We start from the raw sequence: 19788 nt of genomic DNA on the forward strand, positions 1-19788 counted from the left end.
GCAAAAGCCGCCCGTTTCAAAATAGAAGTAAAAAGATGCTGAATTTTTTAAATTCCCGGTTTGAAGAAATACTGGGAGCCTTTCTCTTAGGGCTAATGGCTTGCATATCCTTTATCAATGTCATTGTCAGGTACTGCACAAACTTCTCTTTCTCCGCCTCCGAAGAGTTGACAGTCAACTTCTTTGTCTGGATTGTCCTTCTTGGAACCGCCAGAGCATTCAGAGAAGGAAGCAACTTCTGCATGAACCTACTTTATAACGCCTGTCCGCTTGCTTTAAGAAAAGGGATGTACATCTTTGGTGTTGTCTGCAGCATTGCTTTTTTTGCTGCTCTTGTTTATCTCGGCTCCATTGAAGTCTGGGATGAGTTTTCTCTGAATGTTTCCAGTGAGTCTTTGGACATTCCGGTCTGGCTTTACACCATGGCCACTCCTTTATTTTCCCTTTTAATCATTGTGCGCATTATCCAGAAAGTCATCAGTGACTTTAAGTCTGGACTGGTGTAGGAGGCAGAAATGACAGAACTCTTTCAAGATCCGGCACTGGTTCTACTTCTTCTCTTTGTTATCCCTCTTGCTCTGCGTGTCCCTATTGCGATCTGTCTAGGACTTAGTGCTTCAATTGTTGCCTGGATGTATGACATGGGCATCGATATGCTGCCCTACAACTTTTTTGCCGGCGTGGCAAAAGTACCTCTCCTCGCAATTCCTTTCTTTATTCTTGCCGGCTTCATCATGGAGAGAGCCGGTATTGCAGCCCGCATCGTCACCTTAGTCGAGACCATTGTCGGAGATATGACCGGCGGATTGGCCATTGCAACCGTTGCCGTAGCAACCTTCTGGGGTGCAGTCAGCGGATCGGGCCCCGCAACGGTAGCTGCATTGGGATTAATTTTGATTCCGGCGATGGTTAAAAGCGGTTATGACAAACCTTTTGCAGCCGCCAATGTGTCGGTGACCTCCGGGTTGGCTATTGTTATTCCTCCAAGCATCGCGTTTATCGTTTACGGGGGAATTGCCGATGCCTCCGTTCCGGCTCTATTTGCCGCGGGTATCATTCCCGGTCTTCTTGTGGCCGGCTGCTTGATGATTTGCGTTTACCTCATTTCTAAAAAACGCGGCTACAGAGGTCTTCCTCGTTCGGTACCTATTTGGAAAGCGTTCAAAGACGCCTTCTGGGGCGTCATGACTCCAGTTGTGATTTTGGGCGGCATTTACGGCGGTATTTTTACTCCAACCGAAGCGGCTGCTGTGGCTATTTTCTATGGTCTTTTTGTTGGTGTCTTTATTTATAGGACATTCAATTCTTTTGAAATTTTATTAGAAGTTCTAGTTGAGTCTGTCAAAGCGACCGCCGTTATTATGTTTGTTGTGACCTGTGCGGGGCTTTTTGCGTGGGTTGCAAGTACTGTTGGCTTAGTAGAAAAAGGCGCCGAATTCTTATTAGCGTTGTCTGATAATCCTTGGGTTCTCCTTGCGCTTATCAACGTCATCCTGTTACTTGCAGGCATGCTTTTAGATGCGATTTCTATTTACTACGTCTTATTGCCCTTCCTACTCCCATTGATCAGACACTTCGGCTGGGACGTTGTATGGTTCGGCGTAATGATGACGGTTAACTTGGCCATCGGCCAGATTACTCCTCCCGTGGCGGTTAACTTATACGTGGGAGCTCAGATCAGCGGACTAACGATGGAAGAAATTACGCCTGCGGTAATTCCGCTGTTGATAGCTGCGGTTTTAGCTTTGATACTGATCATTTACGTACCCTGGTTCAGTACATTCTTGCCAGTACTTTGGGGCTTATAAACGTTGTTAAAGTTTCAGTTGAAGAATGTAGTTTTTTACTGTTGAGACGAAAACTACGCCCCGGGAACTCAGGGCCTCCGACAGCGCTTTTGAGTGAGACACCTCAGTTTCAGTTGAAGGATGTAAGTTTGTACAATTGAAACAACTTGTCTCTGATGATTTTGGGGGCAGTTCTCGTGTTTCAGTTAAAGGATGTAAGTTTGTACAATTGAAACCATGTTTGCGACTTCCTCCGGACGAACTCCATCGAGTTTCAGTTGAAGGATGTAAGTTTGTACAATTGAAACGAAAAATGGTTTCAGTGAAAATGTCTCTGGAACTTCGTTTCAGTTGAAGGATGTAAGTTTGTACAATTGAAACTGACATCAAAGTCATCTTTAGTTAAATTTCCTCTGTTTCAGTTGAAGGATGTAAGTTTGTACAATTGAAACAGAACGGATAGCGAGATTGTCAACAATATGGAAGTGTTTCAGTTGAAGGATGTAAGTTTGTACAATTGAAAGGCTTTAACGCACTTTTTTAGGTCTCCTAATGTTGTTTCAGTTGAAGGATGTAAGTTTGTATAATTGAAACAGAGATCCGCGCAAAATACAACTCTGAAATCGAACGTTTCAGTTGAAGGATGTAAGTTTGTACAATTGAAAAAAAAGACGGCGTATCTTCAGCACTTGCTTATGCGTGTTTCAGTTGAAGGATGTAAGTTTGTACAATTGAAACTTTTAAAACCCTGACAACTATCGCAGGAGGCGCTACGTTTCAGTTGAAGGATGTAAGTTTGTACAATTGAAACTCCCGTTCTAGAAACTAACAAGTAACTAATAGCGATGTTTCAGTTGAAGGATGTAAGTTTGTACAATTGAAACGATACGACAGCGGGAACGGCCGTAACGTCATCAACTTGTTTCAGTTGAAGGATGTAAGTTTGTACAATTGAAACGCTCTTATTCCGTTTACAGCAAAACTACATCCCTGTTTCAGTTGAAGGATGTAAGTTTGTACAATTGAAACCCTCAGCTAATGCTATGAAATTTATAAATTTTATTTTGTGTTAGCTGAGGATTTCTTCGAAACACTTCAAACTGCACGAAAAGTGCCGAATTTTTCGAAAAATTTTATATTCACCCTCCCTATATTACCTTTAAACTATAAAATCCCCTCCCTATCAATCAGGAGCTCCCGCCGAGTTAGTTTTGGTTTTTAATTGAAAAATACTCAAACTTGTCGATTTCAGAAAAAATAAATCTTTTTTCTGCCCAAGAATGAGATAGACCAGAAGCTAAGCTTCCGTTTGACATCTTTCCTAACAATAAGAAAGAATCGCCAGAAGACAATTCACAAGAGTTTTTCACCACCCAGTGTTTTGAGTCTCCTTTCCCGAAATAGCTAGGAAAGCTCCTTCTTATTTCCAGCTCTTCAACTTATCTTCAACAATGAAATTGGTGACTCTGACAGTACTGATCAATTTTTCATCTTTATTAAAGATGTCTACATTCCAGATGTGTGTTCGGCGTCCATGATGCAAACACTTTGCAACAGCATAGACCCACACGTCATCTCCGGTCTTAACGGAAGAAATATGATTTCCTGAAACAGATGACCCAACCGGTATCTCATTTTCACCGCAATAGAGAAAAGAACCGTACCCGGCAATAATTTCGGCAAAAGCTAAGGATGCGCCCCCGCACAAAACACCGAAAGGTTGAGAAGTCTTTTCATTGACCGGCATCTTGGCCTTTACAAGCCCTTCTTCCTCACTGATGAGCTCAATGCCCAAATAGCCAATCATAGAATGTTCGAGAGAATATTTATCCGAGTACTTAGCCTGCATTCTTAGCTCTTTATAGATTTGTTGAATGAAGGCATTAATTTACACTTACATTCTTTACAAAATTTATTTTTAAAATAGGATAAAACCCTTATATCATTAGTTTGTTTCTATTTATAGGAGAGACAACATGAAAAAGATTTTAGTGATCTCGTTTTTAATCTTAGGACTTTCCGCTCTCGGTGCACAAGCAGCTGATAAGCTCGAAGTTCCAACACCGAGCAATTCTGTACCTGCTGCTGAAACAGTGCTTCCTCAGGACGGTCCCAATGGTTTCGTCTCCGATTACCAAAGCGCAAAGGAACATGCCGCTTCTTTGAAAGACAATGCAAAATCGCTAGATCTTCAATCTCTTCAGCAAAACAAAGAGAATCTCAAAAACGATGCCTCCAATTTGAAGTCCGATCTAAAAGAATTCAAATTCTCCAGCGATAAATCAACAGTTAAATAATCCTCCTACCTTTTTGTCCGGTGCAGCGAGAGCCGTCATCGGATTTTTTTTAAAACTTGTTCAATCTTGCTACTAATTCTCATTCAAAATTTTTCTTTTCATGGAATGCAAAAAGTAGTAACCTTAAACAGTTAAATTTTGTAACACAATCACGTCCTTGAGCCTCTAAAAGGTACAAGAAAGTAAGAAGGCTAAGATGAATAATAAAAATATTGACCTTTCCCGCTATGGGATTACCAACGTTAAAGAAATCATTTTCAACCCATCCTTCGACAAACTTTACGAAGAAGAAACTCATCCTGAACTAAACGGCTACGAAAAAGCCTTCAAAACTGAGTTAGGTGCTCTCAATGTAATGACCGGCGTTTACACGGGCCGCTCTCCCAAAGACAAGTACATTGTCAAAGATGAAGTAACGGAAGAAACGGTTTGGTGGAATACTCCGGAATATCCCAACGACAATAAGCCTATCACTCCGGAAACTTGGGAAGAATTAGAAAAACAAGCTGTCAAAGAACTTTCAGGCAAAAAACTTTACGTCGTTGATGCCTTCTGCGGAGCCAACAAACATACACGTTTGAAAGTTAGGTTTGTCATGGAAGTGGCTTGGCAAGCCCACTTCGTCACCAATATGTTCATTCGTCCCACACCTGAAGAATTAGCAGAATTCGGAGAACCTGACTTTGTAGTTTTAACTGCCAGCAAATCCAAAGTAGCAAATTACAAAGAACTCGGCTTACACAGCGAGACTGCTATTGCTTTCAATCTCAAAAAGAAAATCCAAGTGATTTTAAATACTTGGTACGGCGGCGAAATGAAAAAAGGTATGTTCTCCGTAATGAATTACTTAAATCCATTGCGTGGAATTGCCTCTATGCACTGCTCCGCAAATACCGATAAATCGCTCAAAGAAACTGCCATCTTTTTCGGTTTATCCGGCACAGGTAAAACAACTCTGTCCGCTGATCCGAAACGCCTTCTCATTGGAGACGACGAACACGGCTGGGACGATGAAGGTGTCTTTAATTACGAGGGAGGCTGCTACGCGAAAGTAATTAATCTCGATGCAGAAAGCGAACCGGACATTTACAAAGCAATCCGCAGAGACGCTCTGCTAGAAAATGTCATCGTCGACGAAAACGGAAAGATAGATTTTTCTGATTCTTCAGCTACTGAAAATACTCGCGTCTCCTATCCGATTTACCACATTGAAAATACCGTCGAACCAATTTCAAAAGGTCCGCACGCTAAAGACATTATCTTCTTGACGGCCGATGCTTTCGGAGTCCTTCCTCCGGTATCCATTCTTGATTCAGATCAAGCGATGTACTATTTCTTATCCGGCTACACCTCCAAATTAGCTGGAACAGAAAGAGGAATTACAGAACCGAAGCCGACATTTTCTGCCTGCTTCGGAGCAGCTTTCTTAACTCTTCATCCTTTCAAGTATGCCCAAGAGCTGGTAAAAAAAGCAGAGAAAAGCAACGCCAAGTTCTACCTCGTCAATACCGGATGGAACGGAACGGGAAAGCGTATTTCCATTAAAGAAACAAGAGCAATTATTGACGCAATTCTGAATCAGTCCATTTTGAAAGAACCGACTGCTGTTATTCCCTTCTTCAATTTGAGATATTCAACTGAAGTCTTTGGAGTGACAAAAGACGTTTTGGACCCAAGGAGCTCTTACAAGAACCCTGCAGTTTGGGACGAAAAAGCTAAGGAACTCGCTTCTAAATTCATTGCTAACTTTGCCAAATTTGCGGCAACAAATGAGAAATGCAAGAAGCTGGAGAAATCAGGCCCTCACATTTAGCTGAATTGACTGAGCAGAAAAACCCGGAACCATCCGGGTTTTTCACAATTAAAACATAGAGTTAAACAGGACAACGTAAACTAAAGTTCCGGTAAAAATAGAAAGCAACGCATTTTTCCAGAACCACTGAAGTACTAAAGTTGCAACAATCGCTGCCAACTCGGGAATCGGCAATCCCCCGTGAGATAATGCCGCTCCTGTCGAAGAGTGAAGAACCAGCAAAAACATGATAGCCAGCGGCAAGAACTTCCCCAGCACAATTGCCCACTTCTGTTTTTGCAGCCATTCTCCGGCCGCAAAAGGCAGCGCCCTCTCCCCAAAACTAATAACCATCATTGCGAAAAACGTCGCAAAAAGATAACCGTAATCATTCATAAATCTTCTCCTTCATCTTTCTGCGCGGCAGCATCAGCAGTAATGCTCCAATGCTGGAGAACGCGATAGCCAAAGCCAGACAATGTTCAACGCTGATTAATCTGGCTGCTCCATAAGAAGCCAATGCTATCCAGACCGGCCACGAAGAGTCTCTTTGTCTCCATTGCTCACATAAGAGCATCGCAAACAAACTTGTCAGCACAAAATCAAAACCGCCTAAATTAACTTTGATCCCTAGCCCTAAAAGAGCGCCAATCAGACTTCCAAGAATCCACCAAAGATAATTAAAGAAAGCTAAAAAGAGTCGGTTGCTTAGAGGAACCGATTTTGGAAGAGTAGTTAATAAAGAGTATGTCTCGTCGGTCAGCAGAAAAGACAAAAACCACTTAGCCGGACCTTTTTTCGGAACGGTATCTATCAGTGAGAGACCATAAAAGACATGGCGGAGATTAACAACAAAAGTAGCAAAAGCGATGGCGGAAATCGGAAGCCCTTCCGCCAGCATCGGAATCATCATGTACTGAACTGCTCCTCCATAAATCATGATTGAAGCAAGTGGGGCAAGCCACCACTCAGCACCTGCCTGAACAAACAAAAATCCAAAAACAACGCCTAATGGGATATATCCCATAAACACGGGGACAGAAGTTTTTAGGGCCCACTTAATTGCTTGTGACCGGGAATTTTCTTCCATTTTTAGTTCTTTTTCTCCTCTGACTGAACAGAAATGATCATTACATTTGCAAATACAAAAAGAATTCCTAACAGTTCATAAAGACCAACGGATTTTCCATAGAACATGATAGACAGGATGTAAGCCGTAACTGGTTCCATGCACCCAATCAGACTGACTAAAACTGCTGAAAGATATTTGACACTGGAAAGATAGCACCAGAAAGATAAAACGGTTCCGATCGTTACAATAAAAGTGAAAGCCGCAATCGAATTAAGATTCCAGTCAACCTGAAGCGTCCAAGGAGGATTAAAGCAGCAAGCAACAAGTCCTCCGATTATCATGGCCCATCCGACAACCGGGCATACTCCTAATTTCTTTATAACTTTCTGAGGCTGAATGGAGTACAAAGCGCATAAAGCACTGGAACACAGTCCCCATAGCAACCCCACAACAGAGAAGTTCAGCTTGCTGAAGTCTCCGTCCGTCACGACCAAAGCAACGCCGGCTGAGGCTAGGACAAAACAAAGACAAGTTGCCGGAGAAGGGAACTTTTTGTCCACAACGCAGTAATAACCGGCGCACATCAAAGGAATGACGGTAAATAAAATAGTTGCCAGCGCCGCATCTGCAGCTTTGATAGACAGCATAAATGTCAGTTGGGAACCAAGGATAGTAACGCCTGCAATAGCCACTTGCGTAAATGCCCACCGAGAAGAGAACGGAGACATGACGTCTGTACCGCCTAGAATTCGGTAGATAAGCAGCAAAAGAATTCCGGCCGACACGAGACGGATAGAAACTAGATCGATTGCTTCAAAACGACAATAGTGAAGAAGATATTGGGCAGCGATCCCCATCGCACCCCAGCTGACAGCCGCTCCGAGAGCTAATGATATCCCGAGGGCTACTTTGTTACTAGCCATGATACTTAACTACTTTGATCTTATTGTTTTTAACCTTGAAAACGGAACTTATTTTGGGGTATTAGGAACCTAGTTAGTTTGCAAACCCTTTATATTCCAAGGTATGTACATCTCTTTTTCTAAGGTGAGTTTATGGATTATAAAGTTTTAGATATTGAAGGTGTCGGTGAGGAATATGCAAAAAAACTCAATGACGCTGGTATTTTTACTACCTCGGAATATCTTTCCAAAACCGCAACTCCGGCCTTAAGAAAGAAATTAGCAGAGGAAACAAAGATTTCTCCGAAATTGATCCTAAAGTTCGCCAACCATGCTGATTTAATTCGCATCAACGGCATTGGACCTCAGTACGCTGAAATTCTTGAACGCGCAGGAGTAGACACAGTTAACGAATTGAAAAACCGTGTTCCTGCAAATCTAGCTAAAAAGGTTGTTGAAATTAACGAAGAAAAGCATCTCGCAAAACGTTCTCCAACATTGAAAGATGTGGAAAAATGGGTTGAAGAAGCTAAAACTTTAAAACCGGCTCTCACTTATTAATGTGTTAGTATTTCGGGCCCGAATACTTCGGGCCCTTCCTATTCAGTACTTTCTCTTAGCGAATAATAGTTAGCCTCGGCCTGAGAAATGTAAATAAATTGCCCTGCGTATTACGAATTATTACGCTCAGTTAATCAAATTAACACTTAGGATGTTACATATCGGGCTTTTTGTGTATCTTGTATGCGTGGAGCAAGAAGCTCCATACCTCCAATAATTCAATCAAAGGAAACCATGATGAACAAAGCATCTCAGCTCCTTCTCAAGGGATCTCTTATCGGCTCCTTAGCACTCTTAGCAACTGCCGCATCTGCTCAGTGGGTACCAGGCCCCGGCTGCGGTATGGGAATGATGGGTCCTGGTCCTAACTGCGGCGCACCTTGTTACGGCACTTACAACGGCGCTCCTTGCTATTTTGGCCCGGGCAATCAAATGCGCGGTCCAGCAGTCGGGTATCAGGACAGAAAAGTTTACTTGCTTGGCTCTCTTAATTTGAACGATTCTCAGAAGCCCGCTTGGAATAACTATTCCGCTGCTATCGACGCTCTTCATGCTCAGAGAAATGCGAACCAGCAAGCTCCGGGCTGGCAGCTCAGCCAAGAACAGCGTTTAGAAGCAAGAGTTACCAGACTCCAGCAGCAACTCGAGGCTACTCAAAACCTGATCAAGGCTCGTGCTGAACTTGTTAAGGTTCTAACTCCAGAACAAGTTAAAGTTTTAGAAGCTCTCGAAAGCAAGAGCCACTTCAGAGGCCATAGAGGACCACGTCATCATGGATTTGCTCCGCAACGCCATCATGGCTTCGGACCGCAAGGTTTCGGTCCACAAGGCGCTCCGGCTCCTATGCCCAAAGCTCCGGTCTAATAGGAAAATGTTAGAAGGAACTGCCGGAAGTTAAAAAGCGCAGTTTTTAAACTCTAACTCCGCAGGCTGCAAACATAACATGTGTTTGCAGCCTTTCCTGTTTTAAGTTGCCAAAACAGACACGGTTTAGAAAAAGATCTTAGTGATTAAATTTGCCTAACTGCAAAACGTTCTAAAAAATGAGGGAGCCGTTTCCTGGAAAGGCAAAGCGGCCCGTTCGGAACCGCTTTGTAGCAAATACTAAAATGACAACCAACGACCAAAGCTCCAAAGAGAAAAACTCAATGGAGCCTAACCGTTCGTTTTGCTAAAAAATTAATAAAAGCCCATTACCAACATGGCCAACAGAGTTCCGGGCCATAAAAGAGCACCGATTACAACATACATAATGTTGAAGGCGAAATCTAATAGACTTGTCCATAAATCTGCAATAACCGGAGTGTTAGCCCAGAGGTAGATGAACATGCCGATTGCGCATGCAAAATAGCAGATAGAGAACCAGTTAACGAAACTTTGAGAAGTTCTTAAAGGTATAGTGTTTGTGCTCATCGTAATTCCTTTTGGGGTTTTCTTGCACCCCCTTCCTTTGTAAATTATTGCAAGTTAATAAGGAAGAATAAAGTCCCTGAACCTATTCTAGGCATTAAGGCAAATACTTAGAAAACTCATACCAACGTGATAAGCTTTCTGAGATTCGTCAAAAGTGACTAGCTATAAGGACTTGAAATGGATTCTCTCGAAGAAAAGCAAATTTCAACAGAGGAAGTTTACAAAGGCAACTTCTTAAAAATTTACAAAGACAAAGTTGAACTTCCGGACGGAAAAATAACAACCAGAGAATATATTAAACATCCTGGAGCAGCGGCAATTATTCCTTTAACCAATGACGGCCAAGTTGTTATAGAAAGACAATGGCGATACCCAGCCGGAAAAGCTTTTTTAGAAATTCCTGCCGGAAAATTGGACCCAAATGAAGATCCTCTTGTCTGTGCCAAACGCGAACTTTTAGAAGAAACCGGCTACGAAGCCGCAAACTGGGTCTTCTTAGGAAAGATCAATAATGCTATCGGCTATTCAAACGAAAGTATTTGGATCTACCTCGCCAAAGATCTTCTGAAAAAAGAACAACATCTTGATCCCGGAGAATTCGTAGAACTCTCCCTTCTTCCATGGGAAGAACTTGTCAAAAAATCCATGAACGGCGAGATTACTGATGTAAAAACCATAATTGGCTCTCTTTGGCTAGAAAAATACTTGGCTGGAGCAGACTTCTCTAAAAAATAATTTTAAAAGCCTCAGTTTTGATTTTGTAGTAGAATTACGGCTCTTCAAAAAGCGAGTGTGGCGAAATTGGTAGACGCGCTAGATTTAGGTTCTAGTGTCTTAGACGTGTCGGTTCGAGTCCGACCTCTCGCACCAACCAATTCTTTCATATCCGTTGCTACTCAGGGCGTAAAAATCTTCTTTTATATAGCAAGCAAGTCAAAGCTTAAATTGCATTTGTTGAAGTGAGTAATGCTCATCCATAAACTATAACCCCAAGCACATTGGTAAAACTTTCTCTTTCTTAAAAGACAATTGAAATCTTACCTTCTCGTTTCTGCTGATTTCCGTCTTATTATTGAGGAAGAATTTTGGAACCATAATCGAACACAACACAGGCCAAAACCTAAGCTTGCTGAAAAAACAATATTGTTATGTCCCAATTAGATTTTGATGCTCCCCTTTCACAGTACTTTTTTGAAGATGTCTCGGAACACCTTAAGTCCAACGAAATATACAACCTAGATGACTTAATGGACTTAATTTATATCAATGACAATAATTGGTGGAAATCCGTCCATCTTGAAAAGGAAACGGCGAATGGAATCCTTAAATGGTTGTATGACCATCGCCTAGAAGGAGTAGAGCTTCCGGATTCGGTTTTAAAAAAGGCCATTGAACTTACCAAGCTTTACTACGGACATAAAATCGGGGTTGTAGCAGGAGCCCAATTTACTGAAGTCGTTAATCCTGAAACTCACTTCAAAAAAGTTCCGCAACGAGCTGGGTTCATGCACTCCGAGCGCTCACAAATTGTTCCTCTCGAATCTTTTAAGGTGCCTGATCTTTTTAACGGAAGAGAAGGAACAAACCGCGGAGTCAAAGCCAACTGTCAACTTAGTGCTGAAGATGACCTACAGGCCATTCATTCTTGGTTGAAAGCAAGAGGAAAAAATCAAAATACTCAAGCTGCTTATAAAAAAGAAGCCGAAAGATTTCTTCTTTGGGCCATTATCGAAAAAAGAACCGCCCTCTCCTCCCTTACCTTGGAAGACTGCGCCGAATACTTAACTTGGTTAGAAATGCTTGGACGCTCAAGCGATGAAACGTGGGGTGCCCGCTGGAACCAGCCTCAAAGTACCTGGCTAGGACCAAAGAATACAACTCGATCGTCCGGAGCTTGGCGCCCTTTTAGCTCGGCTTTGTCTTATTCCAGCAGAAAAATTGCTATGACCGTTGTGCGTCAGCTTTTTTCCTTCTTGCAAAAGACGGGATACCTGAAAATGAATCCTTTCGATCAGATATCTCCCAAAATACCGCTTCTTCCGGGGGAAGGAAAGCCGAAAGAATATGCTGATCGATCTTTGTCTAAAGAACAATGGGACGAGATCCTTGCTTATCTTGAGGCGATGCCAGAGTCCATTCAAAAAGCAAGATTAAAAGTTATTCTGCTTCTAGGAAAAGGTCTGGGCATGCGCTGCAGCGAAATGATTAACGCCCGCTCTTCTTGGATTGCAGCTCGCAACATCGGCGGCAGCAGCGTGATGTTTATTACCGTCATTGGAAAAGGAGACAAAGAAAGACGCCTTCCTCTGTCCAATGAACAAGTAAAAATGATTTCCGATTACTTAGAACTCCGCAATCTTCCGCCACTGGGAGATGAAGCCGGTTCTCAATCCCTGCTTCTGGCTTCTATGAGGAAATCTAAAAAGAATTTAGAAGGCGGCGTAACCCGTTCAGGTCTTTACGTCATCCTTTCTAATTTCTTAGGCGATGTCGCTGACCATATTAAAAAGGAACGTCCATTGGACGCGGCCAAACTACGCACCAGTTCCACTCACTGGCTCAGACACACCTTTGCCGTAACAAGTTTGGAAGTCATGCCGGTTAACGTCGTACAAACTGCTCTTGGGCATGCTTCAGTCGGCACAACCAGTAAGTACATTATTCCGGATGAACAGACTATCGTAGAGGCTCTGAAGAAGAAACCAGACCTATAAAAAACTACCGTCTTTTTCGAAAGATATCTTTATATTTAAATAACATATCCTGCGTCATCATCCTGGGATTCAAAGCAATCTGCAGGTGGCGTCTGGTTGTATTCAGGTCATCCCAAAATGCATACAGCTTTTTGAGATTAACTGAAGACGCTATAGATTTTGTTTGATTTGCTCTTCTTAAGAAATAACGCGGTTGAAGTCCTTGAGAGACTAAAACCAGATCATTACACCATCTTTGCAAAAGCGTAGTTAAAGGCACCAGAGAATATTCCGCCGAAGAAAGATCAATTATGCTGCGGGCATCCAGAGCAGGTCCTTTTGCCAGTAGGTCTAGAAGTTTTTCTTCTTTTTCCGGATCTAGGCGCAGTTTCTGATCTTGCTCAAAATAAAGTAAAGGCATTCCGCCAAGCTTAGCTAGTTCCTCGACGGGATTTTCAACACCCTTTTCTTTTAAAAATTGAACTCCTTGCTCCTGTGTCGGAGGTGCAACTCTCACAAGCTGGCATCTTGAACGAATCGTCGGCAGCATCCTATCCAAGTTGTCTGACACGAGAATAAAAACCATGCTTGGAGGCGGCTCTTCCAGAGTTTTAAGAAGAGCTGAACTTTGATCCGCCATCATGGTATCAGCGGGATATACCAAAACAACTCTTCGCCCTCCTCGGTGAGAGCTGATTCCGATAAAGTCGCTTAATGCACGGATCTGTTCGATAGAAATAGTTCTGGATATAGTTTTCTTGCCCGTGACCGGCTTAGCTTCTTTTTGCCATGGCAGAGGATGGATCGCCTCCTCTGCTTCTGAGAGGAGCAGTTTGAAATCGGGGTGGTTGCCTGCTTCAATTAACTTACATTCAGCACATTGTCCGCAAGCCTGTCCGTCTATAGGAGAACTACATAAGATTAACTTAGCAAAGGCTTCTCCAAGCTCATACGTTCCGCTGCCTCGGGGACCGTGAATAAGAATCGAACTCGGGAGTTTCTTTGTGAAGGACTCTAATAACTCTGCAGGCTTCTGGAGCCAGGGATAAGGAGCTAGCCCCATTTAGAAAACTCCTCTTTTAAGAAAGCGCTTATTTCTTCCTTTGGCTGAGAAGAATCAATAACTAAAAATCTTTCCGGTTCGTTTCTTGCCAGAGTCAGGTAGCCCTCACGGACCCTTCTATGAAAGTCTTTCTCTTCAGCTTCGAAACGATCAAGTTTTCTTTGAAGTCTTGCTGCAGCAATTTCGGTGTCGATATCGAACAAAACTGTTCTGTCGGGAGAAATATCAGAATGAACAAAGTCAGCTAACAAATCCACCCATTCTTTGGGCTGATTGCGCCCATAAGCCTGGTAAGCATAAGAAGCGTCGGTAAAGCGATCGCATAGCACCCACTTCCCTTCAGCAATTGCCGGCTTAACTACCTTGTCTAAATTCTCTTGACGAGAAGCAAACATAAGAAGCATTTCGCACTTCGGAGACATTTCATCGTGCAGGAGAATTTCTCTTATTTTTTCAGCCGTCGGAGTTCCGCCAGGCTCTCTCGTGATCACTAACTCAATTCCTCTGTCCCGAATCGCTTGTGCTATCACATCGATTTGACTGCTTTTACCTGCGCCGTCCACGCCTTCTACTGTGATAAAACGTCCTCTTGGTTTTGCACTCACGATTACTTTCCTTTGCTTCTTAAATATTTCTGTACGGCCGCATTATGCTCCCGTAAGGTTTGAGAAAAATAAGATTTTCCTTCACCTTTGGCCACAAAGTATAAATATTTGGTGTCCGCAGGGTGCGCAGCGGCCTCTAAAGAAGCCAAGCTTGGATTAGCAATAGGAGTTGGAGGAAGCCCCGGGTGAATATAAGTGTTGTAAGGATGATCGGCAGTCAAATGAGAGCGAAGGATCTTTCCTTGATAGTCTTTCGTTCCATAAATAACCGTCGGGTCTGTCTGCAACAGCATATTTTTCTTCAGACGATTATTAAACACGCTGGAGACCAGATTTCTGTCCTCCGGATGCCCGGTTTCTTTTTCGATAATACTTGCAAGAATCAATAATTCATAAGGATTCTTTACCGCAATGGAAGGATCGCGAGAGTTCCAAACTTTTTTCAATCTTTTTTGCTGTTCGTTATAAGCTTGTTTGAGAATGGAATTCACAGGAGTTCCTGCGGCAAATACAAATGTATCCGGAGCAAACTGACCCTCGGGATGAGTATTTTCAGGTGCTCCAACCACCTTCATTACATTCTCCATAGTAACCGGTTCAGTGCTCTGTTCTAAGTTAGTGTCTGAATTGACCTTATCGACAATTTTCTTTGTTTCCGTTCCTTCAATGAAGGTGATCTTGCTCATAATCACCTTGCCGCTTTTAAGATGAGCAATGATTTCATTAAGAGTCCAGCCTTTAGGAATCAGGTAACGGCCGACATGAATATTTTTATCTGCATCTAACAGCTTAAAAGCTAAAGCTGATATGTCAGGATGCACATCAAGCCCTTCCGACTGCATTTCCCTCACAATGATTCTTGTGGTATCTCCCTTATGAACTTTTAATACTAATTCTTGTTGTCCTTCCGGAAAAGGCACAATCCGATCCTGAACATACCAATAACCATAGCAGACAGCGAGGGCTGCCGCAGCTGCGGCGGCAAGTGCAAAATACTTAATTATCTTGAGCAATATCATCTCCTACAGTCTTTTTGTTCAGAAGTTCAAGTTTACCTACACAAGCACTTTCCGACTTTAGTTTTTGGAGCTATTAATTTTACTTATGAGATTGAGTTCCGTTAAGGTCTTGAGCTTCTCATAACATTAGATACAATCTTTAAAACCTTCGTTGCCTAATTTGTTTAGCAATGCCATTCAGTACATTGCTTGGAAGGTAACCTAGCAAAATCTAGAAATGGAGAAAATTATGACTATGTCTAGTTCTGATTTATGGACATTCAGCAATGAACCTAACTACCGTTTAGTCTCTGTCACCGGAGACGATGCTGAATCGTTTCTTCAGGGCCAATTAACCCAAGATGTTCATCACTTTAAAGAAGACGAAGCAAAATGGACTGCCAGCTGCAATCATCAAGGCCGTGTAGCTTCTTCCTCTTTAATTTTCAGAATTCCTAACGGATTCGGTTTGATGATGCCTGTCTCAATTGCTGAGACAGAAGTTCAAAGACTCTCTAAGTTTATTCTTAGAAGTAAAGTCACCATCGCCATCGAGTCTATTCCCATCACTTTCTTCGCAACAAAAGAAAAAGACTCTGAAAAAATTACCGTCTGCCCCGCTATTCCAGCAGAACCGATGAAGGCCTACCGGGGAAAGTCAGTAACCGTAGTACGTCTTCCAAGCAAGGCAGCCGACGGCTTTTCCGCCAAGTTCGTGGCTTTTGGCAAACTGCCTGACATGATGGAATCCGGTAAGACTGAAGAAAATATGCTTCCTAAAGCACTAATGGAAGAAGGTGTCGCTTTGATTGACAAGGCTGAAAGCTTAGAGTGGCTTCCACAGTTCCTGAACTTGGATTTGATTGGTGCTATTTCCTTCAATAAAGGCTGCTACACTGGACAAGAAGTCGTTGCTAAGACTCAGCATCTCGGCCGTGTAAAACGCCGCATGCTTCTTGGTCAGGCCAACATCGAAAACGTTGATGAAGGGACTGAAGTTTTCATGATTAACGAACCGATGGGACGTGTTATCCAATGCGTTGGTAATACTTTCCTCTTCGTTATCAGGGCTGATTATCTTGACTCTGACTTCACCGTTAAAGGAGAATCCGTCAAGGTCATTGATTTCCCATACACCGTTACATTGCCTGAAAGCAAGATCTAGAACTTCTTTGCTGTTTTAATACAAATCGGCTGCTCAACCTTATGTCATTTGAGCAGCCGATTTTTTGGAGGATTAATTCGAAACTCGGTTATTTATTCACAAATTTCACAACTCTAGGCCCAATCCATTCGTAATGAAAACGTGCGTCATCTCCGCAAAAGGCGCATCCTGAACATTGAGCTTTTGTTGGCTCAACCTTCTTAACAAGTCCTTTTTGGATCCAACGATCCATCATGGCTTCAATAGCAGACTCATCAGACCCAAAGTGGAGGGAGAGTTCTTTCAGAGAAATCTGTCCCCGCTCCTGCACCAAGATTTTAAGTTCGCTTAATGTCATTAGCTTTTACTCCATCACCGGACCTTTACCTTCTTTTCTTAGATAGGCAAAGATAAGAATGAACACTAAGCAGACTGCAGCAATACACACGGAAGAATAGACCGGGTGATTGCCAAAACGTCCAATCTGATAGATCAATGTGGCAGAGCCATAGCCCAGAGCTGAAGTCCAGAACGCTGCAAAGATGGTCCATTTAGCGCCGATTTCACGATACATTGCACCAATCGAAGCACAGCATGGGATATAAAGAAGAACCATAACGAGATAAGCGAAAGCGCCTAAATCTCCGTCAAAAAGTTTCTTCATGTTGTGGATGGTACCAACACCAACTTCTTGTTCTGCAGCCTGCTCATCAACGTCAGTCAGGTCTTTTTCTACATTGACACCCAACGGATCAACTAAGAAATCCCCAAGCTTGGAAAGATTTTCCGGAATAGTGGCAAAAGCTTCTTTTGCGGACTCCCAAATGCTGAATTCTTTTTCTTCTTCCTCTACTGCCGGAGAAGGTTCTTTAACAGTGTTAACTTCACTATCGTCGCCTTGAGCAGAACGAGTTCCCATGCCGGAATATAAAGAATCCAGCGTGCCAACTACAGCTTCTTTTGCAAGAATGCCTGTGAAGATGCCTACAGCAGCAGGCCAGTTATCTTGCTGCATACCCATTGGTTCGAATACCGGTACGATGGTCTTACCGATATTGGAAAGAACGGATTTGTCAGTATCTTCGTTGCCGAAGGAACCGTCAGTGCCTAAAGAGTTCAAGAAAGCTAAAACCGCAACAATAATGACAATCAGCTGACCTGCCTTGAGAATAAAGCTCTTTAATCTATCCCATGTACGGTAGGCCAATGTCTTGATTGTAGGTAAATGGTAAGGAGGAATCTCCATGACGAAGGCTGTAGGTGCGCCTTTCAAAGCCGTACGTTTGAGTACAAAGCCGGTGATGATGGCAACAACAATACCAATCAGGTAAAGAGAGAAAACTAAGTTTTGTCCCCCTAACGGCCAAAAAGCTGTTGCAAAGAGAACATAAACCGGCAGTCTCGCACCGCAGCTCATAAACGGAGCCATGAGGACTGTAGTAATTCTGTCGGATCTCTTTTCCATCGTTCTTGCCCCCATGATGGCAGGAACGCTGCAGCCAAAACCAACAATCAATGGGACGAAAGATTTACCCGGAAGCCCCAAAGTTCTCATCAAGCGGTCCATCACAAAGGCAGCTCGGGCCATATACCCAGAGTCTTCCAAGAAGGACAAACTTAAGAACAAACAAGCGATCACCGGAATAAAAGTAGAAACAGTTTGAATACCGCCGCCAATACCGTCAGCCAAAATTGTCTTTAACCAATCCGGCGTTCCCCAGAAGGTGAGGAGATTTCCAAAACCTTCTACAAAGATTGCGCCGAAAAGGATGTCAAAGAAGTCAATAAATGCAGAGCCAATGTTGATTGAGAAAACAAACATCAGATACATCACGAACAGGAAGAACGGAATACCGAGCCAACGGTTAAGAACAAACTTATCGATTTTTTCCGTAGTGCTCTGATTAACTTCGCCTTTTCTGATGATGCAGTCGGCCGCGACTTCAGATACAAAGCTGTAACGAGCATCCGCCATCGCGATATCTAAGTCACCTTGGTATTTCTCGTTAAGAGCATCGATAATCTTTTTAGCTTCTGTTAAGTCAACGCCATGAAGACGAGTGAGAAGTTCTTCGTCCCCTTCAAGAAGCTGCTCTGCAACCCACTGAGGTTTCTCAACATTCTGCTTCGCCAGTAAAGCGCCGATTTGCTTAATGGCTTCCGTAATATCAGGATGGAACGCAATTGGATTAGGAGGAGTTTTAAGGTCATCGAGCTGTTCATCGATAGCTTCACACAACTCTTTAAGACCTTCTTCTTTCGAAGCAACGATACCGACAACCTTACAGTTCAAATCTCTTTGAAGGTTCTCAATATTAATTTCAATCTTATGAGCGGCAGCGACGTCGAGCATGTTCACAACTACAATCATTGGAACACGCATTTCAATAAGCTGTGCCGTTAGATAAAGATTTCTTTCCAGATTACTGGCGTCAACGATATTAACAACCAATTCCGCTTCGTTTTGAAGGATGTAATCGCGAGCGACTTTTTCGTCGATGCTTGCGGCAGAGCTCGGTTGCAAAGAATAGATTCCAGGCAGGTCGACAATTGTAATGTGACGGTCCTTATAAACAAAGTCACCGCTTTTTTTCTCTACGGTGACTCCGGGCCAGTTTCCGACGATTTGATTCGAACCTGTCAGACCATTAAAGAGCGTGGTCTTACCACAGTTTGGGTTACCGACCACGCAAATAGTATTTTTTATAGGCATTTAGTACTTAAATGGGTTTAACGTCCAAAATTTCGATTTCGCCCTTTCGGACGCTAATGTATGAACCTCTCAGTTTGATTTCAACAGGATCGCCAAGAGGAGCCACTCTAGTGACTTCGAAATCTGTGCCGGGCAAAGCGCCTAAGGCAAGCAATCTTTTTCTGTATTCAGGCAAACCTCTTTTAAAAGAAACGATCTGACCTTTTTCTCCGGGATGCATATTCTTAAGAAGCATTTCTTTCTCCCAAGACAACTTTAAGCTCTTTAGCGATTTCCGTGCCAATGGCAAGTCTTGAATCATTTAATACGACTACGACAGGACCAGAGATGGTTTGTTCTGCAACTCGGATGGTGACACCGAGAAGGATACCTGTTTGATTCAAACGTTGAACCGTTGGTTCGTCCAGGGCTCCCCATTTGACCAAAGTGCACACCTGGTTCACAGGGACTTCGCACAATGAAACCTGAGTTAAATTTGCGTGAGGCATCGGAATCTCCGTTATTCAATCCAGTGATTATATTGCAAATAAGAACGATTATCAACAACACTAAAGCCGTTATGAACAAACTCTGTTTTGATTGGGTTGAGGAGATTTTTGTTTCGAAAAATTTAAGGAGCTTCCTACCTGCGTTAGTTAAAACGGAAACCCTGGTAGTTAAAAGACGAGAGATTGCACAAGCAATTAGACATTGCTGGAACGAAGAATCACCTGAATCACAAAAATCTAGATTTTTTGTTGAAAAGAGG

21 protein-coding genes, 1 tRNA gene and 1 CRISPR repeat array are annotated in these 19788 nt (G+C 42.8%); of the genes, 10 read left to right on the forward strand and 12 right to left on the reverse strand.

Annotated elements, in window-relative coordinates; all coding sequences use genetic code 11:
• Positions 1-95 precede the first annotated feature (95 nt).
• Complete coding sequence (locus tag ACYQ4O_RS09770) at positions 96-506, forward strand: TRAP transporter small permease (RefSeq protein ID WP_303014789.1); 411 nt, start codon at positions 96-98, stop codon at positions 504-506.
• Positions 507-515: 9 nt separating this feature from the next.
• The gene (locus tag ACYQ4O_RS09775; protein WP_460175479.1) at positions 516-1808 is read left to right on the forward strand and encodes a TRAP transporter large permease; all 1293 of its coding nucleotides are present in this window, start codon (positions 516-518) and stop codon (positions 1806-1808) included.
• Positions 1809-1819: 11 nt separating this feature from the next.
• Positions 1820-2816: direct repeats of the CRISPR family, unit length 37 nt; unit sequence GTTTCAGTTGAAGGATGTAAGTTTGTACAATTGAAAC.
• A 391-nt stretch (positions 2817-3207) separates the two neighbouring features.
• Here the strand turns inward: ACYQ4O_RS09775 and ACYQ4O_RS09780 are convergent.
• Entirely contained in the window at positions 3208-3636 is a 429-nt protein-coding gene (locus ACYQ4O_RS09780) for a PaaI family thioesterase (RefSeq protein ID WP_460175480.1), read from the reverse strand.
• A 127-nt stretch (positions 3637-3763) separates the two neighbouring features.
• On the opposite strand from ACYQ4O_RS09780, the gene ACYQ4O_RS09785 reads away from it, so the two are divergent.
• Positions 3764-4084, forward strand: a complete 321-nt coding sequence (locus ACYQ4O_RS09785; protein WP_460175481.1) for a hypothetical protein — start codon at positions 3764-3766, stop codon at positions 4082-4084.
• A 196-nt stretch (positions 4085-4280) separates the two neighbouring features.
• Entirely contained in the window at positions 4281-5897 is a 1617-nt protein-coding gene (gene pckA, locus ACYQ4O_RS09790) for a phosphoenolpyruvate carboxykinase (ATP) (protein WP_460175482.1), read from the forward strand.
• Between the two features lie 48 nt (positions 5898-5945).
• On the opposite strand, the gene ACYQ4O_RS09795 is transcribed toward pckA, so the two are convergent.
• The 3 genes from ACYQ4O_RS09795 to ACYQ4O_RS09805 are packed head-to-tail and all read right to left on the reverse strand — an operon-like array spanning position 5946 to position 7871.
• Positions 5946-6272 carry a branched-chain amino acid transporter permease gene (locus tag ACYQ4O_RS09795; RefSeq protein WP_460175483.1) on the reverse strand — a complete coding sequence of 109 codons (327 nt, stop codon included), beginning with the start codon at positions 6270-6272 and terminating at the stop codon, positions 5946-5948.
• On the reverse strand, positions 6265-6966 hold the full coding sequence (locus tag ACYQ4O_RS09800; protein WP_302944537.1) for an AzlC family ABC transporter permease: 702 nt from the start codon (positions 6964-6966) through the stop codon (positions 6265-6267). Before ACYQ4O_RS09800 ends, ACYQ4O_RS09795 begins: the two co-directional genes overlap by 8 nt.
• Positions 6967-6968: 2 nt before the next feature.
• Positions 6969-7871 (reverse strand): DMT family transporter, encoded by a 903-nt coding sequence (locus ACYQ4O_RS09805; RefSeq protein WP_308513531.1) that lies wholly within the window; start codon positions 7869-7871, stop codon positions 6969-6971.
• Positions 7872-8003: 132 nt separating this feature from the next.
• Here ACYQ4O_RS09805 and ACYQ4O_RS09810 point away from each other — a divergent pair, with 132 nt between their 5' ends.
• Positions 8004-8411, forward strand: coding sequence for a DUF4332 domain-containing protein (locus ACYQ4O_RS09810; RefSeq protein ID WP_066592663.1), 408 nt, complete (start codon positions 8004-8006; stop codon positions 8409-8411).
• A 237-nt stretch (positions 8412-8648) separates the two neighbouring features.
• On the forward strand, positions 8649-9275 hold the full coding sequence (locus ACYQ4O_RS09815) for a Spy/CpxP family protein refolding chaperone (protein WP_460175484.1): 627 nt from the start codon (positions 8649-8651) through the stop codon (positions 9273-9275).
• 315 nt (positions 9276-9590) lie between these two features.
• Here the strand turns inward: ACYQ4O_RS09815 and ACYQ4O_RS09820 are convergent, their stop codons facing one another.
• Entirely contained in the window at positions 9591-9824 is a 234-nt protein-coding gene (locus ACYQ4O_RS09820; RefSeq protein ID WP_236578504.1) for a hypothetical protein, read from the reverse strand.
• Between the two features lie 177 nt (positions 9825-10001).
• Between ACYQ4O_RS09820 and ACYQ4O_RS09825 the strand changes: the two genes are divergently transcribed.
• The 3 genes from ACYQ4O_RS09825 (at position 10002) to ACYQ4O_RS09835 (ending at position 12538) form a co-directional block, all read left to right on the forward strand.
• Positions 10002-10559, forward strand: coding sequence for an NUDIX domain-containing protein (locus tag ACYQ4O_RS09825; protein ID WP_460175485.1), 558 nt, complete (start codon positions 10002-10004; stop codon positions 10557-10559).
• A 51-nt stretch (positions 10560-10610) separates the two neighbouring features.
• Positions 10611-10694, forward strand: a tRNA-Leu gene (locus tag ACYQ4O_RS09830).
• 278 nt (positions 10695-10972) lie between these two features.
• Entirely contained in the window at positions 10973-12538 is a 1566-nt protein-coding gene (locus tag ACYQ4O_RS09835; RefSeq protein WP_460175486.1) for a tyrosine-type recombinase/integrase, read from the forward strand.
• A gap of 4 nt (positions 12539-12542) precedes the next feature.
• On the opposite strand, the gene holB is transcribed toward ACYQ4O_RS09835, so the two are convergent.
• The 3 genes from holB to mltG are packed head-to-tail and all read right to left on the reverse strand — an operon-like array spanning position 12543 to position 15198.
• Positions 12543-13580, reverse strand: a complete 1038-nt coding sequence (gene holB, locus ACYQ4O_RS09840) for a DNA polymerase III subunit delta' (RefSeq protein ID WP_460175487.1) — start codon at positions 13578-13580, stop codon at positions 12543-12545.
• Positions 13571-14185, reverse strand: a complete 615-nt coding sequence (tmk, locus tag ACYQ4O_RS09845; protein WP_308513536.1) for a dTMP kinase — start codon at positions 14183-14185, stop codon at positions 13571-13573. The genes holB and tmk overlap by 10 nt, the downstream gene beginning before the upstream one ends.
• A 2-nt stretch (positions 14186-14187) precedes the next feature.
• Positions 14188-15198, reverse strand: coding sequence for an endolytic transglycosylase MltG (gene mltG, locus ACYQ4O_RS09850; RefSeq protein ID WP_460175488.1), 1011 nt, complete (start codon positions 15196-15198; stop codon positions 14188-14190).
• Between the two features lie 235 nt (positions 15199-15433).
• Between mltG and ygfZ the strand changes: the two genes are divergently transcribed.
• Positions 15434-16348 (forward strand): CAF17-like 4Fe-4S cluster assembly/insertion protein YgfZ, encoded by a 915-nt coding sequence (gene ygfZ, locus ACYQ4O_RS09855; protein ID WP_460175489.1) that lies wholly within the window; start codon positions 15434-15436, stop codon positions 16346-16348.
• An 88-nt stretch (positions 16349-16436) separates the two neighbouring features.
• Here the strand turns inward: ygfZ and ACYQ4O_RS09860 are convergent, their stop codons facing one another.
• The 4 genes from ACYQ4O_RS09860 to ACYQ4O_RS09875 are packed head-to-tail and all read right to left on the reverse strand — an operon-like array spanning position 16437 to position 19528.
• Positions 16437-16685 carry a FeoC-like transcriptional regulator gene (locus ACYQ4O_RS09860; RefSeq protein ID WP_066592694.1) on the reverse strand — a complete coding sequence of 83 codons (249 nt, stop codon included), beginning with the start codon at positions 16683-16685 and terminating at the stop codon, positions 16437-16439.
• A gap of 6 nt (positions 16686-16691) precedes the next feature.
• Positions 16692-19040, reverse strand: coding sequence for a Fe(2+) transporter permease subunit FeoB (gene feoB / locus ACYQ4O_RS09865; protein WP_460175490.1), 2349 nt, complete (start codon positions 19038-19040; stop codon positions 16692-16694).
• Positions 19041-19047: 7 nt separating this feature from the next.
• Positions 19048-19275, reverse strand: coding sequence for a FeoA family protein (locus ACYQ4O_RS09870; protein ID WP_066592699.1), 228 nt, complete (start codon positions 19273-19275; stop codon positions 19048-19050).
• Entirely contained in the window at positions 19265-19528 is a 264-nt protein-coding gene (locus ACYQ4O_RS09875; protein ID WP_460175491.1) for a FeoA family protein, read from the reverse strand. Before ACYQ4O_RS09875 ends, ACYQ4O_RS09870 begins: the two co-directional genes overlap by 11 nt.
• Between the last annotated feature and the right edge of the window lie 260 nt (positions 19529-19788).

It is taken from the genome of Turicimonas sp. TL08 (assembly GCF_054660695.1).

What these genes read in the sequence shown, in the direction of transcription:
- ACYQ4O_RS09770 (WP_303014789.1), top strand. Translation starts at nt 96, where the DNA reads ATGGCTTGCATATCCTTTATCAATGTCATTGTCAGGTACTGCACAAAC.
- ACYQ4O_RS09775 (WP_460175479.1), top strand. Translation starts at nt 516, where the DNA reads ATGACAGAACTCTTTCAAGATCCGGCACTGGTTCTACTTCTTCTCTTT.
- ACYQ4O_RS09780 (WP_460175480.1), bottom strand. Translation starts at nt 3,636, where the DNA reads ATGCAGGCTAAGTACTCGGATAAATATTCTCTCGAACATTCTATGATT.
- ACYQ4O_RS09785 (WP_460175481.1), top strand. Translation starts at nt 3,764, where the DNA reads ATGAAAAAGATTTTAGTGATCTCGTTTTTAATCTTAGGACTTTCCGCT.
- pckA (WP_460175482.1), top strand. Translation starts at nt 4,281, where the DNA reads ATGAATAATAAAAATATTGACCTTTCCCGCTATGGGATTACCAACGTT.
- ACYQ4O_RS09795 (WP_460175483.1), bottom strand. Translation starts at nt 6,272, where the DNA reads ATGAATGATTACGGTTATCTTTTTGCGACGTTTTTCGCAATGATGGTT.
- ACYQ4O_RS09800 (WP_302944537.1), bottom strand. Translation starts at nt 6,966, where the DNA reads ATGGAAGAAAATTCCCGGTCACAAGCAATTAAGTGGGCCCTAAAAACT.
- ACYQ4O_RS09805 (WP_308513531.1), bottom strand. Translation starts at nt 7,871, where the DNA reads ATGGCTAGTAACAAAGTAGCCCTCGGGATATCATTAGCTCTCGGAGCG.
- ACYQ4O_RS09810 (WP_066592663.1), top strand. Translation starts at nt 8,004, where the DNA reads ATGGATTATAAAGTTTTAGATATTGAAGGTGTCGGTGAGGAATATGCA.
- ACYQ4O_RS09815 (WP_460175484.1), top strand. Translation starts at nt 8,649, where the DNA reads ATGAACAAAGCATCTCAGCTCCTTCTCAAGGGATCTCTTATCGGCTCC.
- ACYQ4O_RS09820 (WP_236578504.1), bottom strand. Translation starts at nt 9,824, where the DNA reads ATGAGCACAAACACTATACCTTTAAGAACTTCTCAAAGTTTCGTTAAC.
- ACYQ4O_RS09825 (WP_460175485.1), top strand. Translation starts at nt 10,002, where the DNA reads ATGGATTCTCTCGAAGAAAAGCAAATTTCAACAGAGGAAGTTTACAAA.
- ACYQ4O_RS09835 (WP_460175486.1), top strand. Translation starts at nt 10,973, where the DNA reads ATGTCCCAATTAGATTTTGATGCTCCCCTTTCACAGTACTTTTTTGAA.
- holB (WP_460175487.1), bottom strand. Translation starts at nt 13,580, where the DNA reads ATGGGGCTAGCTCCTTATCCCTGGCTCCAGAAGCCTGCAGAGTTATTA.
- ygfZ (WP_460175489.1), top strand. Translation starts at nt 15,434, where the DNA reads ATGACTATGTCTAGTTCTGATTTATGGACATTCAGCAATGAACCTAAC.
- ACYQ4O_RS09860 (WP_066592694.1), bottom strand. Translation starts at nt 16,685, where the DNA reads ATGACATTAAGCGAACTTAAAATCTTGGTGCAGGAGCGGGGACAGATT.
- feoB (WP_460175490.1), bottom strand. Translation starts at nt 19,040, where the DNA reads ATGCCTATAAAAAATACTATTTGCGTGGTCGGTAACCCAAACTGTGGT.
- ACYQ4O_RS09870 (WP_066592699.1), bottom strand. Translation starts at nt 19,275, where the DNA reads ATGCTTCTTAAGAATATGCATCCCGGAGAAAAAGGTCAGATCGTTTCT.
- ACYQ4O_RS09875 (WP_460175491.1), bottom strand. Translation starts at nt 19,528, where the DNA reads ATGCCTCACGCAAATTTAACTCAGGTTTCATTGTGCGAAGTCCCTGTG.